Source organism: Emticicia sp. GW821-FHT11C11 (assembly GCF_058808615.1).
In genome coordinates this window covers 49684-66520 of record NZ_JBXARV010000001.1, presented here as the reverse complement: position 1 = coordinate 66520, position 16837 = coordinate 49684, and the positions used below count along the sequence as shown (strand labels likewise).

General features: G+C 41.1%; 13 protein-coding genes. 5 read left to right on the top strand and 8 right to left on the bottom strand.

Annotated elements, in window-relative coordinates:
* The first annotated feature begins 315 nt into the window (after nucleotides 1-315).
* Nucleotides 316-3753: an isoleucine--tRNA ligase gene (gene ileS / locus AC1RRY_RS00285; RefSeq protein ID WP_492819140.1), complete on the top strand. Its 3438-nt coding sequence runs from the start codon at nucleotides 316-318 to the stop codon at nucleotides 3751-3753.
* A gap of 51 nt (nucleotides 3754-3804) precedes the next feature.
* Here the strand turns inward: ileS and AC1RRY_RS00280 are convergent, their stop codons facing one another.
* From AC1RRY_RS00280 to AC1RRY_RS00250, 7 genes are all read right to left on the bottom strand, one after another.
* Complete coding sequence (locus tag AC1RRY_RS00280; protein ID WP_492819142.1) at nucleotides 3805-5091, bottom strand: aminotransferase class V-fold PLP-dependent enzyme; 1287 nt, start codon at nucleotides 5089-5091, stop codon at nucleotides 3805-3807.
* 177 nt (nucleotides 5092-5268) lie between these two features.
* On the bottom strand, nucleotides 5269-6807 hold the full coding sequence (locus AC1RRY_RS00275; protein WP_492819144.1) for a Do family serine endopeptidase: 1539 nt from the start codon (nucleotides 6805-6807) through the stop codon (nucleotides 5269-5271).
* Between the two features lie 268 nt (nucleotides 6808-7075).
* Entirely contained in the window at nucleotides 7076-7507 is a 432-nt protein-coding gene (locus AC1RRY_RS00270; protein WP_492819146.1) for an Hsp20/alpha crystallin family protein, read from the bottom strand.
* A 266-nt stretch (nucleotides 7508-7773) separates the two neighbouring features.
* A complete protein-coding gene (locus tag AC1RRY_RS00265; protein WP_492819148.1) occupies nucleotides 7774-8502 on the bottom strand; it encodes an SOS response-associated peptidase in 729 nt (242 codons plus the stop codon).
* Between the two features lie 142 nt (nucleotides 8503-8644).
* On the bottom strand, nucleotides 8645-9259 hold the full coding sequence (locus AC1RRY_RS00260) for a collagen-like triple helix repeat-containing protein (protein WP_492819150.1): 615 nt from the start codon (nucleotides 9257-9259) through the stop codon (nucleotides 8645-8647).
* A 118-nt stretch (nucleotides 9260-9377) separates the two neighbouring features.
* Complete coding sequence (locus tag AC1RRY_RS00255; RefSeq protein WP_492819152.1) at nucleotides 9378-9923, bottom strand: hypothetical protein; 546 nt, start codon at nucleotides 9921-9923, stop codon at nucleotides 9378-9380.
* 30 nt (nucleotides 9924-9953) lie between these two features.
* Nucleotides 9954-11348 (bottom strand): BamA/TamA family outer membrane protein, encoded by a 1395-nt coding sequence (locus tag AC1RRY_RS00250; protein ID WP_492819154.1) that lies wholly within the window; start codon nucleotides 11346-11348, stop codon nucleotides 9954-9956.
* A 166-nt stretch (nucleotides 11349-11514) separates the two neighbouring features.
* On the opposite strand from AC1RRY_RS00250, the gene AC1RRY_RS00245 reads away from it, so the two are divergent.
* Both AC1RRY_RS00245 and AC1RRY_RS00240 read left to right on the top strand, forming a co-directional pair.
* Nucleotides 11515-12735 carry an acyl-CoA dehydrogenase family protein gene (locus tag AC1RRY_RS00245; RefSeq protein WP_492819156.1) on the top strand — a complete coding sequence of 407 codons (1221 nt, stop codon included), beginning with the start codon at nucleotides 11515-11517 and terminating at the stop codon, nucleotides 12733-12735.
* Between the two features lie 4 nt (nucleotides 12736-12739).
* Complete coding sequence (locus AC1RRY_RS00240; RefSeq protein WP_492819158.1) at nucleotides 12740-13537, top strand: alpha/beta fold hydrolase; 798 nt, start codon at nucleotides 12740-12742, stop codon at nucleotides 13535-13537.
* An 8-nt stretch (nucleotides 13538-13545) separates the two neighbouring features.
* On the opposite strand, the gene AC1RRY_RS00235 is transcribed toward AC1RRY_RS00240, so the two are convergent.
* Nucleotides 13546-14748 carry a sensor histidine kinase gene (locus AC1RRY_RS00235; RefSeq protein ID WP_492819160.1) on the bottom strand — a complete coding sequence of 401 codons (1203 nt, stop codon included), beginning with the start codon at nucleotides 14746-14748 and terminating at the stop codon, nucleotides 13546-13548.
* 182 nt (nucleotides 14749-14930) lie between these two features.
* On the opposite strand from AC1RRY_RS00235, the gene rsmH reads away from it, so the two are divergent.
* Complete coding sequence (rsmH, locus tag AC1RRY_RS00230) at nucleotides 14931-15839, top strand: 16S rRNA (cytosine(1402)-N(4))-methyltransferase RsmH (RefSeq protein WP_492819162.1); 909 nt, start codon at nucleotides 14931-14933, stop codon at nucleotides 15837-15839.
* Between the two features lie 10 nt (nucleotides 15840-15849).
* Nucleotides 15850-16833 carry a glycosyltransferase family 2 protein gene (locus tag AC1RRY_RS00225; RefSeq protein WP_492819164.1) on the top strand — a complete coding sequence of 328 codons (984 nt, stop codon included), beginning with the start codon at nucleotides 15850-15852 and terminating at the stop codon, nucleotides 16831-16833.
* Nucleotides 16834-16837: the final 4 nt, after the last annotated feature.

The window sequence follows — 16837 nt, the reverse complement described above, 5'->3', positions numbered from 1 at the left end:
CATTTTGACCAATTTTTTAATGGATGCAATATAAGAAAGTTACGGTCTCTAACAAAGCCTCAGTAGCATGGTTTTATATTCTACAATTAGATAGATACTCTGTTCCTTCAGCATTTTCAAACAATTATCTGATAGAAAATCATCGTTTATGCTTTAATGTTAACCGGCTTGTCAGAAGATATTTAATTCATAAATACCATACAAACCCTTAATTAGCTAAAACTCTTTATTCAATTATTTCTATGGGTTAAAAATCCTTATCTTTGCACTCTATTTCAGGCAGTGTATCAAAACCTGCCATTTCCGCTTATTGATATGCATTACAAAGAGTATAAATCGGTCAACTACGCAGCTATTGCTGACGAGATTCTTGAGTTCTGGAAAGAGAATAAGATATTCGAACAATCGATTGAAGTGAGAGAGGGTTCACCTGCTTTTACTTTTTACGAAGGCCCGCCATCGGCTAACGGCACACCGGGTATTCACCATGTAATGGCGCGAACCATTAAAGATATTTTCTGTAGATATAAAACCCTGAAAGGGTTTCAGGTAAAACGTAAAGGTGGTTGGGATACCCACGGCCTGCCGGTAGAATTGCAGGTGGAGAAAGAACTGGGCATTACCAAAGAAGACATAGGTACTAAGATTTCGGTGGAAGAGTATAACCGGAAGTGCCGTGAAACAGTAATGCGTTTTACTGACCAATGGAATGACCTGACTGAAAAAATGGGTTATTGGGTTGATCTGGGTGACCCCTACATTACCTATAAAAATGAATACATTGAGAGCATCTGGTATCTGATTAAGGAGTTCTACAAAAAAGGTCTGCTTTATAAAGGTTATACCATTCAGCCATACTCGCCTGCAGCCGGAACGGGACTCTCGTCACACGAGCTTAACATGCCGGGTACTTATAAGGAAGTGAAGGATACTTCGCTCACAGCTCAGTTTCAAGTGAAAAAATCTGAGAAATCGGCCTTTTTATTTGAAGCTGCCAAAAGTAGTGAAGTATTTATATTGGCATGGACGACAACCCCCTGGACACTTCCTGCCAATTCGGCGCTTACAGTGGGCAAAAACATAGATTATGTATTGGTAAAGACATTTAACCCATACACCTATTTACCTGTAAATGTGGTGCTGGCTAAAGTGTTGGTCAATAAATACCTTTCGGACAAAGGCCAGGACGGAGATTTTGATGGCTTTGAAGCCTCAGATAAAAAGGTAATTCCGTGGAGCATCCTTACCGAATTTAAAGGGGCTACATTAGAAGGCATTGAATACGAACAATTGCTGCCTTATGTGCAACCAGATGTAGCTGCTTTCAGAGTAATTATCGGTGATTTTGTAACAACTGAAGACGGTACAGGAGTTGTACACACCTCTCCTACTTTCGGTGCTGACGACTTCCGGGTTGCCCAGCAGAATGGTATCCCTCCGATAATGGTGAAAGATGAAAACGGCAGAGAAGTGCCAATCGTTGATAAACGCGGCCGCTTTGTTAAAGAGATTTCTGATTTTGCGTTAGAATATGTAAAAGAGGCATACCTGACTGACGAGGAAAAAGAAACAGAGCGCCAGAAACAGGGACGAGATAAATATTTATCAGTCGATGAGCGCATCAGTATCAAACTGAAAACAGAGAATAAAGCTTTTAATGTTCAGAAGTTTGACCACCCTTATCCGCATTGCTGGCGTACTGACAAGCCTGTATTATATTACCCGCTGGACAGCTGGTTTATCCGTACCACTGCCATGAAAGACCGCCTGGTGGCTTTAAACAAGACCATCAACTGGCAGCCTGAAAGTACCGGTACCGGTCGCTTTGGCAACTGGCTTGAAAATGCCGTAGACTGGAACTTGTCACGCAGCCGTTATTGGGGAACTCCACTGCCTATCTGGAGAAGTGAAGACGGAGAAGAGGTCTGTATAGGCTCGTTGGAAGAACTTAAAAACGGTATTCTGCATGCATTAAAAGATGAGGCACTGTCTGCCGAACAGAAACAGAAAAACGAGTATTTCCTTGAATTGCTTGCCGATAATAAAGAAGACTTACATCGTCCTTATGTAGATGAGGTATATCTGGTTTCGACCAGCGGAAAGGTAATGCAGCGTGAAACTGACCTGATAGATGTGTGGTTTGATTCGGGCGCGATGCCATTTGCACAATGGCATTACCCGTTTGAAAACAAGGAGATTTTCGACAATAACTATCCTGCTGATTTCATTTCGGAAGGTGTTGACCAGACCCGTGGATGGTTCTTTACACTACATGCCATATCGGGCATGCTATATGACTCTATTGCCTTTAAAAACGTAGTATCGACTGGATTAGTGCTTGACAAAAACGGCAATAAAATGTCGAAACGTTTAGGCAATGCTGTCAATCCGTTTGAAACACTTGGACAATATGGTGCCGACCCAACCCGCTGGTACATGATTACCAATGCCGAGCCGTGGGATAATCTCAAGTTTAATATTGATGGTATCACCGAAGTGCAACGTAAGTTTTTTGGTACATTAACCAATACTTACAATTTCTTTGCACTATATGCCAATCTTGACAATTATAAAATGACGGAGTCTGACCGTGTTCCATACGAGCGCCTGCCGGAAATGGACCGCTGGATTTTGTCTAAGTTATATACGCTTATCAAAGAAGTTGAAGAACAATACGAGACCTACAACCCTACCAAAGCAGGACGCTTGATACAAGATTTTGTATGTGATCAACTTTCTAACTGGTATGTGCGCTTGTGTCGCCGTCGTTTCTGGCAAGGGGAAATGACCGAAAACAAGAAGGCTGCTTATGAGACACTACAACACTGTCTGGTTGCGGTTTCGCAGTTGATGTCGCCGATTGCTCCTTTCTATGGCGATTGGTTATACAGGAACATGACTGACTGTATTCGTGAGGAAGCTAAAGCCAACAAAACCCGCTTCTTGCATGAGTCGGTACACTTTACTGAATGGCATAAATATGACGAAACACTGGTAGATACAGAACTGGAAGAGTCAATGGATCTGGCACAGAGAATTTCTTCTCTGGTGCACTCGTTGCGTAAAATCCATAAAATTAAGGTTCGCCAGCCACTACAAAGAATCCTGATTCCGGTATTGTCTGAAAGTACACGTGAAAAGATCCGTCATGTAGAAGAAATCATTAAGTCGGAAGTAAATATCAAAGCGGTTGAATATCTGGATGACGACTCGGGTATCCTGAAAAAGAAGGTGAAGCCCAACTTTAAAGTACTTGGCCCGAAATACGGCAAAGATATGAAAGAAGTTGGCAGCTTTATTAATGCCATAACCCCTGAACAGCTGAAAGAACTGGAGAAGAGTGGAGAATTAGCTACGCAATCAGCATTAACTGCGTTTACCCATCTGAAACTGGAAGATGTGGAGATTCTGACTGAAGACGTACCGGGCTGGTTGGTAGCCAGCGAAGGCGGCCTTACTGTTGCCCTAGATATGACTATTTCTGACGAACTGCGCTACGAGGGTATTGCACGCGATTTCGTGAATCGTATCCAGAATTACAGAAAAGATAATGGATTTGAGGTAACTGATAAAATCAGCATTTTGTTAACCAACAACAACGAAATACTGGTTGAAGCAGTGCAGGCTAATAAAGATTACATTTGCCAGGAAGTACAGGCACTTTCGCTAGATATAACTGATTCTATTGAACAGGCCAGTGAAATTGAAATGGATGAGTTCCTGCTGGTTGTTAAGGTTGAAATAGTGAAATAAAACATATCAGACTTATAGCAAAAAAGGTGGAGAAATCTCCACCTTTTTCATTTATGTTTTGGCTATATGCTTTATACCGTCAAGCAGCCTGTCAAGGTCATTCAGCGTAGTATAAACATGAGGAGTTACACGGACCCCATCCAGCTTTTCCCATTTAACAGGCGAGGTATGAATCTTAAATTTACCCAGCAATTCACCTTCTATTTTACCTGCCTCCATGCCTTCAATACCAAAATGTGCCAGTGCTCCTGAATAGTCAGGCTTTAATGAAGTATTCAATTTAAACTTCGGAATCCCCAACGCTTCTTTCGCCCAGTAGTTTTTAAGGTATCTCAAACGTGCTTCCTTGCGGGCATTGCCTATTGCCAACTGGAAATTAAGCGCTTGTCCGATGGCCTGCTCAATCATAAACGGTCTGGTACCGAGGTTTTCGAATTTACGGATATTGTCGGAAGCAGGCTTGTCGTTGGGAATCAACGGAAACACTTTACTGATTTTCTCTTTCTTTATCCATAGCATTCCGGAACCAATAGGCGCCGACAGCCATTTGTGCAGGCTGGTTCCGTAATAATCACCTCCCAGGTCAGGTATTTTATATTCCAAATGAGCAAAAGAGTGCGCTCCGTCTATCAGTACTTCAATTCCTCTTTTGTGGGCTTCATCGGCTATGCGTCTGGCAGGTAAAATCTGTCCGTTCCAGTTAACAATATGCGTGATATGTACCACTTTGGTTCGGGGAGTCATTTTCTCCACAAATTTCTTTACAATGAAATCGTTATCTTCTGACGGCAGGTCTAAATCAACATAATTGATTTTCAGGCCGTCTCGTAGCTCCCGCATCCGCCAGGCATGCAGCATATTCGGGTAGTCATAGCGTGTCATTACTATCTCGTCTCCTTTTTGTAGCGGTAAGCCTAGAATCACCGTATCTATTGCCTCCGTTGCATTGCGGTTAATGGCTATTTCTTCAGCTGAAACACCTGCATATTTTGCCAGATTCTCTCTCAGAGGTTCTCTCCCCTGATCTAATATGCGCCACATGAAATAGCTCGGCGCTTCGTTGGCAAACTTGCCATAACGCTCTACCGCATTTTGTACTACTAATGGTGCCGGGCTTACGCCTCCGTTGTTCAGATTAATAATCTGAGGTGACACAGTATATGCCTGCTGAATCTGATACCAGTAGTCTTCATCAGACGCCAGATCCAACGGTGATTTAGTAGGATTTAACGATCCAATGGTTAAAAGTTCGCCAGCCGAGAGCGCTTTTAACGACGGGATGAGCGATGCTCCGGTAAAGGCAGATAGTTTCCGGATGAAGTGTCGGCGAGAGTCCATTGATTCAGTAGTTTAGGAATTGAGTGCTTGCGAATATAGGAAAAAGCAGTAGGTATACAAATGCCTGACAAACAATTATTATATACATACAACAGAATGTATAAATGTTACTATTCGGCAAAAAAAATCCCGGTCGAATGGCCGGGATTTTCAATTACGCTATTTCTGCGTCACTCACTATTCCAAAGTTACACCATAACAAGTTGTACGTGAAGCACTCTGATAGATACCACAAATCAATACGCCCTCATCTCCATTTTCTTTAGATTGCTTAATGGCAGCTTTAAATTCACTTACCGTATTTACTTTGCGTTCACCTACTTTAAACACTACAAATCCTTCACGCATTTCAGTATAGTCTGCAATGTCTCCATCATAGATTTTTTTCACTATCACACCACCTGAAACACCTAGCTTTTGCTTATCTGCAGCCGAGAGATCAGACAATTCCACACCTAGTTTTTCGAAAGTTCTGTTCGATTCTACTACTTCTTTCTTCACTATGTCTTTACCGCCATCTCTGTTACGCAACACTACATCGAAATCTTTTAGTTTGCCATCTCGGGTTATAGTAACTAAAGTTGACTCACCCGGGCGTTTACGACCAATCATTTCCTGTAATCTTGGGCCGCTTTTTGTTTCAACACCGTCTACTTTCACAATTACATCGCCTTTTTTGATACCGGCAGCTTTAGCGGCTCCATTTTCAAGTACATCGGCTACATAAATACCAGAGGTTTCTTTCGATCCTACTTCTTCTGCTCTTTTGCCATCCAGTTCTACCAGGTTGATACCCAAATAGCCACGTTGCACATTACCGTATTTCACAATATCGGCAGTTACTTTTTTTACAATGCTCGACGGCACCGCAAAGGCATAACCTGCATAGGCACCATTAGGGCTGGCAATTGCTGTATTAATACCTATCAATTCTCCTTTCAGATTCACTAAAGCACCACCACTGTTACCCGGATTTACGGCTGCGTCAGTCTGAATGAATGACTCGATGGCATCAGATGTTCTTTGTTGACGGTCATCGCCGTAACGTCTGAACATTTGTTGTTTCTGAGCTAAAATACCAATATTACGCCCTTTCGCACTTACAATACCAGCTGTTACGGTCGACTCCAGATTAAAAGGATTACCCACTGCCAATACCCACTCCCCTACTTTTACGTTGTCTGAGTTAGCAAAAGACATTGCCGGAAAATTTGCACCCTCTATTTTGATAACCGCGATATCGGTTGATGGATCTGTGCCCAATACTTTTGCCTTAAAGGTTTTGTGGTCAGAAGTAATAACTTCCAACTCATCGGCGCCTTCTACCACGTGGTTGTTAGTGGCAATGTATCCATCATTAGAAATGATTACACCAGAACCCGAAGACTCCTGTTGTTGGCTTCCGCCTCGCGGATTACCAAATCCGAACGGAGAGTCGTCTCCGAATAAATCATCAAACATTGAACGTTGCTGACGCACCGTACGTGATGATTTAGCTTTAATGTGCACTACAGATGGGGTAGAGATTTCTGCGGCGTAGGTAAAATCACCGGGTACCGCTGCTCCTCCTGTATAGTTGGCCAAACGATTAATAGCAGGTGTTGAGGCTTCGCTAAAAATAACATCTTTTCCTTCAAGGCCCAGCATTCGGTAACCACCTATGGTAACGATACTACTGGCAAGAGCAATACCGATTGTTTTTAATGTGTTGTTCATAGTTTGTAAAGCTAATTTAAAACTGAATTATTCTGATTACACTGATTGAATACCAATCATTAGTAAAATATTCTCAAATAGGGGTCCTCACTCTTTTTAGGGTACAAATAATATTATCTTATCGTAATGTACAAATTTAACGCAAAAGTATTTATGAAAATTCGTGTATATATGGATTTTTAACAAATTTTAACTACGCTTGTTTCGGGTATCAAATAAAAGGCAAGAAACCTTTCAGAATCTTGCCTTTCAATGATTTATCCCGTGATTACGCGATTTCTATCAAGCGTGGTTCTTTTGGTTTTGCTTCCTCTTTTTTAGGTAATTCTAATCCCAGAACACCCTCATTATAAGCAGCTGCAATTTTTTCGCTATCTACGGTTTTTGGTAATGTAAACGAACGCTTAAATGAAGAGTAATTGAACTCTTTGCGTGTATATTTATCATTGCTTTTAGTTTCTTCACTTTCGCTCTTTTGTTCAACTGAAATTGTCAGTACGTTTTCGTGAACGTTTATTTTGAAATCATCTTTCTTCAATCCCGGAGCTGCCAATTCAATTTTAAATGAGTTTTCGTTTTCCAATACGTTTACGGCAGGAAATGAATGGTGATGTGTTGGCGCAACGCGCTCGAAATCATTGAAAAAGTTTTCTAATAATGAAGGAAATGCCGGTGCGAAACTTCTAACTAATGTTGCCATGGTTTTATTAAATTAATATTGTTTAACATTTTATTCGCCACGTCGTTGTGGCTACGCATTCACAATTATCAATTTGTGTACCAGCACAAAAATAATGACAATTTGTCTTATTTTCATTTCGAAGCTTTTTTAGAATAAGACAAATTGTCACCTTTGTTTCGACTAACTGTTAAAACGTCATAAAATAAAACGGGTGAATGGATTCGAGAGCCATTCACCCGCGCCAATGCAGAAGGAGTTAACCTATCATCATTCTAACATAATCATTAAAAAAGGCTGGTCTGCATAAACTCCGGATAAGTATACGGCTTAAGTACGCCTGGCATATCTGAGTTTTTTTCTGAAATTAAGCGGCTGATGGTATAGGCATCCATCCGATGCTCATCGAAGGGTTTTATAAATGCCTCTATCGTTGTTGAATCAAATCCTTTCTGAAGCCAGTCCTGTTCGGTTTCTTTAGGTAGTATAACCGGCATTCTTTGTTTTAAATTGTGGATTCGCACCATAAGAGGGTTCGCTTCCGTTGTAAGAACCGAAAAGGTCTCTTTTGTTACACCACTTTGCTTGTCTGTCCACTGTTCCCATATTCCGGCCATACTGAAAATCTCTTCACCTTTCAGATGAATATAGTACGGGTATTTTTTGCCTTTTACTGTTTGCCATTCAAAGTAACCCGTTGCCGGAATCAGGCAATGCCTTTTGCTTGCTGCTTCTTTAAAAGATGGCTTCTCAAAAACACTCTCAATACGCGCATTGACCGTGTTTTTTTTCATCTCCTCAGCATCTTTCACACTTCTTGTCCAGGAAGGTATAAATCCCCAATGCATTAATTGTACAGCCTCGGGTTGGGTATTGGTAATGACAGGCCAGGTTTGATAATTAAAAGCATTGCTATGATATACTGCCGGACGATCTTTTATATTATCCCATTGTTTTAATCTATATCGTTCGGCAAGCCTTTCTGCTTTTTCTTTTAGTGATAAATGATGACACATCTTTAAACTCGGGTAAAAATAAACGATTCATGAAAAGCTACCTAAAGGTAAAACATTCCTGCGTCATGTCATCTCGTTGGCATAAAAAAAGACACCTATAAAGGTGTCTTTTCAATTCTTGTTCCTGACAAATTTTAAGAAATTATTCTGGTATTCCAAAGGCTTTAGCAACAGCTTCGAAGTCTGTGTAGTCGATGTTTGCTCTTGCCTGCACACCACCCGGAATAATCACGTATCGCAATTGTAAATTATCTATCGGCTTACCTGACGGTTCAAGCAACTCCAGAAAATTGAATATTACTTTTCCTGCACTTGCCCCAACATTATAATTACTAATGCTTGAATTGGTTGTTAGTGTGAGAGGCAACAAATAACTTGCTCCACTGGCACTTTGCCGGCCATATGCCAATACAACCCCTTTATCGACAACATCCTGAGTTATTTTAGATTCAGTTATAGTGAAAGTATAATTGATATCTGATACTTTTTGCCAATCGCCGGCACTTGGCGTAACCCACGCCGAATAAATAACATTGGCAGTTCCTGGGTCTCCTTTTTCCCCCGTATTCCCGGTAGCTCCGGTTGGACCGGTTGCACCAGTCGGGCCGGCAGAACCAGAAGGACCGGTCGGTCCTGTGGGGCCGGTTGCGCCTACGGGTCCGGTATCTCCTTTTTCTCCCTGAAGCCCCGGTGCCTCCTTACAAGAGACGAACATGAAAGAGCCTAAAGCGATAATAAATGATAGTCTTTTTATCATAATGTGTTTCAAAGGTTAGAAAATCAACAAAAATTTATTCTCTGAATTTTACTCCTTACCTGTAATACAAAAAAACCTCCAGGTTTCTTCTCTCAGAGGGTTTCTGTCTTAAATGCTTTTATATCGGCTTGGGGGTCTGAGAAAATTTCACCTCCAATCCACGATCCAGTTTATTCTTAACTAATTTAATACTTACTTGTCCTGATGGTTTAATTTCCCAAATAAGAATCGGGTTTTCTGACACAGGTTTTCCATAACGTACCGTAAACATATTGACCAATTCTTGTTTCAGGCTTTCATTGGTTGCATCAGTGTTCATGTATATATCCAGCCCTATACCCGAAACACGGTTCTGGCTATTTCTTTCATAAAGGATGTCAACTGTTTCAAGATTTTCTGTATCAAAAGAGTATCCGATATGAGAATCGTCTTCTTCAAAAAGCTCGCTGGTCTCTTTCTTTTTAACTTCTTCTATTGAGTCGCCGAATTTTACACCTCTTAGAAGTCCTTCTCCTGTACCCATAATTGACCGTGCCAGATTTTGAACATTAGTAGTTGATGGCGCTGTGGATGGTGGCAGATCATTAGATTCCACTTTTTGATTTTCTTTTGGATTACTGCAAGCAAGGATAAACAAAAATAGTACGAAAATGTAGCTTTTCATGGTTATGAGCGAATTATGTCAATATTTAGCTTAAAAATCTCTTGTTACTGCAAAAAATACACGCCTTTCTCCTAAACCGTTTAATGAGTAATTAATCCTGCCAACAAGGTTATAAAACGTGACGACATCAAGACCCAGACCTGTGCCGGCAATGATTTCATTGGCTAGCCGGCTGTTATTTAAAGTCGGAAAATAGTTTCTAACGTACCCAACGTCAATAAATGAATTTAAGTATGCTGTTAACGGAAAAGTATTGAACTGTCTTATTTTAAGGTATTTTTGTAAATCAAATGTCCGGTTAAAAAACCTATACTTCAGGTTGGTTTTTAAAAGTCCATACCTTTGTCCGTCAATCACATAAAGCTCGTAGCCTCTCACTAAATCGTTTCGATAGCCCAATCCTAACGTTTGCAAAAACGGTTGTTTATTGGGGAACGAGATTCTTCCTCTTACACTGTAATTGGCATAGAACCTTTTACCCAACGGGAAATATTGCGTATACCCTGCTGAAAGGCTAAACAAATTAACGTTATCGCTTGGTAATAAACCATATTTAGTAGCCTGAAAGCTCAGATAATATCCATCGAGTGCATATTGGCGGTTATCCCGTTTGTCGTAAACATAGGCATAACTGGCAAGGAAATAACTCTGTTTTTGCCGGGCATCCAGAAAATAATCCGGATTCAGCACCGCAATCGTATCACCTATTTGTGTTTGTGTATAGCTGAATTCCAATTGCTGACTCTGATAAAAGCCCTTTCGCTGGCTAAACACCGAATACACATAAAGCCGCTCCCTCTGTTTGGCTTCACTCTGCACAAATTGCAGCTTGTCCTGCCAGGTTCGGTATGCCATGGTTTTGTTTAATACATACAAAGCACCTACCGAAATTCGTTTCGTGAGTTTTTTATCAAGATAAGGCGTTGAATAAGCGATTTCAAAATTAGGAACAAACCCAAACTCTGCTCTTAGTTTAAGCTGGTCGTTGTTTCCGGTCAGGTTTGAATGCTTCGTGTATATTCCGTAAATTGTTCTTCGCAAATCTCTTTTTCGTTCATACCACCATTCATTAATATTGCGATCGGCAAGATAAAAAACCGGATAAGCTAAAAAATAAAGCCTCTCTTTCACTTCAATTTCAATATCAATTACTGACTCGCTCACATCTGCCACCGCTATATTTACTGCAATAAACAGGTTGGTATTCACAATTTTTCTGCGGTCTGTTTCAAGCACATCTGTTAAGGTAGATTTTTTTAAGCTGTCGCCCTCTTTTACGGCTACTTCCCTCAGAATGATTTTGTCTTTGGTACGAATATTCCCTTTTATTATCAGCTGCCGTACATAGACCGAGTCACTCTCAAAACCAAGACAGCAGAGATGTTGCAACAAACAAAACAGAAAAAAAAGGCTGAATTTATTCATTCAATGGGGGCAGATAGGAAATTTCGTTTCAGAACAGACAGGTGGATTCTCATTCCGAAACTCAAAATTAAGGTATTTTCTATGAAAAATCTTAAAATTTCAGAAATCAATACAGAAAAACTAAATTATTACCATATTTACGAATTCAACCTAAAAACCATACTTCATGGAGCGTCTGTTTATTACCGAAAAAATCAGCACACTACTGCCTAAAATCAAAGAATTTGTTGTCAACGAATTATATCCGCTTGAAACTACTGAAAATCTGACACACAATTTCTCTTATATAGAACCTGTTTTGCAACAAAAAAGAGCACTTGTAAAAAAAGCAGGACTCTGGGGCTTGCATCTGCCTAAGGAGGACGGAGGACTAGATTTGAGCCTTTGTGAATTCGGGCAGATCAGTGAAATACTTGCCATGACGCCTTTCGGACATTTTGCGTTCAATACTCAGGCACCAGACATCGGAAATACAGAGCTGATGCATAAGTATGCCCCCAAGCACTTGAAAGACCAATATTTAAAACCCTTAATGGATGGGGCTATCAGGAGTTGTTTTTCTATGACAGAACCTGAATTTGCGGGGTCTAACCCAACCCGTCTGGGTACAACTGCGGTAAAAGATGGGGACGATTATGTGATCAATGGACACAAGTGGTTTACATCTTCAGCAGATGGGTCGGCTTTTGCCATAGTGATGGCGGTTACCAGTCCGGATGCTGCTCCGCATAAAAGAGCCAGCCAGATATTGGTACCTACCGATGCGCCGGGGTTCAGACTTGTAAGAAATATTCCTATTATGGGCCATGCAGGCGACAGCTGGGCAAGCCATGCAGAAGTAACCTACGACAACGTGCGGGTGCCACAGGCCAATCTGATAGGCGTTGAGGGAAGCGGTTTTCTATTGGCGCAGGAGCGCTTAGGCCCCGGTAGGATTCACCATTGCATGCGTTTTATCGGTATTGCCGAAAGAAGTTTTGAACTGATGTGCCAATATGCTGTTTCGAGAGAAATGGAAGAAGGCGTGGTATTAGGTGAAAAACAGTTTATTCAGGGATTCATTGCCGAAAGCCGCGCAGAAATTGACGCCGCCCGGCTTCTGGTTTTAAGAACCGCCAAAAACATTGATGAACAAGGCGCCGCCGCTGTACGAGACGAAATATCGATGATTAAATTTTTCACGGCCAATATGATGCTGCGGGTAATTGACAGAGCCATACAGACACATGGTGCACTGGGTATGACCAACGATATATTGCTGGCGCACTGGTACTCGCATGAAAGAGCTGCCCGGATCTATGACGGTGCCGACGAGGTACACAAAGCGGCACTTGCCCGTGGTATACTAAAAAGCTATGGTTTGGATATCAGAAAAAACAAATCTTGACCTTATGAAAACCCTGTTGTTGTTCCTTCTATTTCCGGTAAGTGTCTTTGCTCAAAATGAGCGGGAACCATTGTTTACGTCGTTCGATGGTACAAAAATTCACTATGAAGTTACAGGCGAGGGTACGCCTGTCGTGTTGCTTCATGGTTTTATGAGCAGCAGTAAATCGTGGAAAAGAGGGGTGTTGATTCAGACATTAGCCGATAACGGGTTTAAAGTAATTAATGTCGATTTACGCGGAAATGGGTTGTCTGATAAACCACATTCATTAGAAGCTTATCAGCATAATGCTGAACTAAAGGATGTGATGGCATTAATGAAGCATTTAGGCTACAAAAAATATCATGCGGTAGGGTATTCAAGAGGAGCCATTCTGGTGGCCAAACAGTTAACATTAGATAAGCACTTAATGAAAGCGGTAATTGGAGGCGCAGGTGTTGACTTTACAAACCCGAACTGGGAAAGAAGAAAAATGTTTGCCGAAGCATTTTCAGGCAAAGCACATTTGTATCCTGAAACCAAAGGCGCTATAGAAAGTGCTAAAAGAAACGGGGTTGATACATTGGTGATGGGGTATCTGCAAAAAGTACAGCCTACCACCCTGCCATCTGAATTAAAGAAAGTTAAAAAGCCGGTATTGGTTATCTCCGGCGATCAGGATAGCGATAACGGAAACGTGCCGGCATTGGCAAAAATGATACCCAAGGCTTCTCTGAAAACCGTACCGGGGAATCATGGCAACACCTCTCAATCAGAAGCCTTTGCTAAAGAAATAGCAGCGTTTTTGAAAGCTGAGAAATAGAGACCAGACTACACCTCATGCAACACAATTCTGAAGGTCGTGCCTTTTTCCAATTGTGTTTCTTTCACAAAAAGTTTGCCCTCATGGTAGTTTTCAATAATACGCTTGGCTAAAGTGAGCCCAAGCCCCCAGCCTCTTTTTTTGGTACTAAAGCCCGGTTTGAAAATTTTCCTGAGATTAGCCGGAGTAATACCTTTGCCGGTATCGCGGATATCAATCGCTATGCGGTTTTTGGTTAAGGGAGTCAGACTTATAAATAGCTCGCCTTTTCCGCTCATGGCATCAACGGCATTTTTGCAAAGGTTTTCAATCACCCACTCAAACAAATGCCGGTTTACTTCTACCTGAGTTTCGGTGGATATCTGGCTTGCAAAATGTACTTTTACTTTGGTAGAAATTCTTCTTTCCAGGTATCTTAGAGACTGCTCAACCATTTCAGAAAGTTTTTCCTGACTCATTTGCGGAATAGACCCGATGTTCGAAAAACGTGTGGTGATGGTTTCCAGGCGTTTTACATCTTTTTCCATTTCATCCCCAATGCTTGCATCAAAATCAGGATTCGACCGCAATACTTCTACCCATGCCATTAAGGCCGAAATAGGCGTACCCAGTTGGTGCGCTGTTTCTTTAGCCAATCCTACCCATACACGATTCTGCTCAGCTTTGCGCGACGAACTATAAGCTATGTAGGCCAGAGACCCGAAAATCAGAAAAGTGCCAAGCAATATATAAGGGAAGTATCTCAACTGTTTCACCACTACCGAGTTGCTGTAGTATACATAACCTATGTCTCTGCCTACCACAAACTCAATCGGAGGGTGCTCCTGAGCCATAGCAGCTACCATTTTATATTTAAAATCCATTTTTTCATCCGGAGTCCATTTTCTCTTTTTGTCTTCCAACTCGGGTATATTCTGTGAGTATTCAGAGGGTACACCATTCAGCACGATAAGCATAGGCACGGTCTCATTTGCTTCCAGCATTTCCTGTACATAAGTATACTGGCAATCTTTTCCGTTTTCCTGTATGGTAAAACCAATACCTGCCGCATATAACGAGGCATATTTTTTTTCTCTGTCTTCAACCTGCTGCCCCAGTTGGTTAAAATAATATAATACAGCCGCGCCGATTATCAGCAAAAGAAAAATCAAAACAAATCGCCATCCTGTGATTTGCTCATAGATATTAACAAATACCTCTCGTCGTGCCATTGATATGATGAATTTGGATAGTTTTCAGGATAAAAGTGTTTATTTTCTGCATCGCAGGTTTAATCCTAACGAATACCTTATCGGTTTTAGTTTGGGTTTAGTCTTAAACCATAAGCAGATAAGCACGAATATTTCCTTTTTTCACTACTTTTGCAATTATTATTAATATTAAAGACCCATTCATGTCCACCTATCATATACCTGTTATGCTTAAAGAATGCCTTGACGGCCTGAACATTAAGCCCGACGGAATTTATGTAGATGTAACATTTGGTGGCGGCGGCCATTCAAGAGCCATTCTCGAGCAGCTCACCACAGGTAAGCTTTATGCATTCGATCAGGATGCCGACGCCAAAGCAGAATCAAAACTGATAGATTCTAAAAACTTTACTTTTATTGATGCGAATTTCAGGAATATCAGGCAATATCTGCGTTTATTCGGCGTAAAAAAAGTAGACGGTATTCTGGCAGACCTGGGTATTTCTTCGCACCAGATTGACACACCCGAGCGGGGTTTTTCAACCAGATTCGATGCAGAGTTGGATATGCGCATGAATCAGAAAGCCGATATTACAGCTAAAAATGTTGTAAACGAATATTCGGTTGAGCAATTGCACAAGATTCTGGGCATGTATGGAGAGATACAAAATGCCCGTACGGCAGCACAGGCCATCTATACGGCGCGTCTCAATAAAAGTATTGATACTATTAATGACTTAAAGAGTACTTTACAGAAATTTGCTCCGCGGGGCAAGGAAAACAAGTATTTTGCTCAGGTTTTTCAAGCGCTTAGAATTGAAGTAAACCAGGAAATGGCTGCTCTGGAAGAGTTTTTGCAAGAGACCCCTGAAGTATTGGAAACTGGAGGCCGATTAGTGGTGATGTCGTATCATTCGTTAGAAGACCGCCTGGTGAAGAATTTTATCAGAAGCGGTAAGTTTGGTGGAGAAGTAGAGAAAGATTTTTTTGGAAATGATTTAAAACCTTTAGAAGCTGTTAATAGAAAGGCGATTGAAGCAAGTGAAGAGGAGATACTTCGCAACCCAAGAGCCCGGAGCGCCAAATTGCGTATTGCAGCGAGTCTAAAATAAGATGTATCCGATGATAAAAGTAAGTGTGACGGTTCTGACTTATAACCAGGAACAGTTTATTCGTAAAACGTTAGATTCAATTCTCAGCCAAAAAGTAAATTTTCCGTTTGAAGTAATAGTAGGTGACGATGCTTCCACAGACAATACCCAGGCTATTATTAAAGAATATCATGCGAAATATCCGGATATAATTGTTCCATTGCTCCACAAAAAAAACCTGGGGGGATTTGGAAAAAACAATACATTGAATGCTCTGGAAGCTGCAAGAGGCCTGTATATTGCCCACATGGATGGCGACGATTACTGGACAAATGACAACAAACTGCAAAAGATGGCAGATTTTCTGGACTCACACCCGGACTTTGTAGCCTGTTTTCATAATGCAGAAATCATTTATGACGATAATTCTCATCCGAATCAATTTGTTAATCCACCTGACCAAAAAGAAATAGTAACCATAGAAGATCTCATTGGTGAAGATGAAGTTTGGTTCATTGCTACATCTGCTGCTTTATTCCGCAACGGAATCATAAATCATTATCCGAAGTGGTTTCACGAATCAAAAAGTGGCGATATCCCCCGGTATATTCTATTAGGGAAAAACGGAGGCAAATTCAAATATATAAATGAGGTGATGTCGGTCTACCGTAAAAACCAGCAAACCGGTATGAGTTTTACCGATGGCTATAACGATGAAACGTTTTTAAAAAACCGAATAGACATGTACAGAGGCATTGACCAGGAACTCAACTACCGGTTTCATGCAACACTCAATAAAAACATTGCGCGTTATTATAGAATGCTGCTTGACAGCAAACAATATGCCGATAACTATTTTAAAAAGGCTTTTGCCGGCATTCAATATATTCGCTTAGGCAAACCATCTTATGTTGTTGCCAAAGGAATTGTTTTGGACTATATACTCCCAAAATGGCTCAGAAAAACATATGGCTTCTTTGCCTTGTTAAAACATCGACTCAAAAGTAATTTTTAAATAG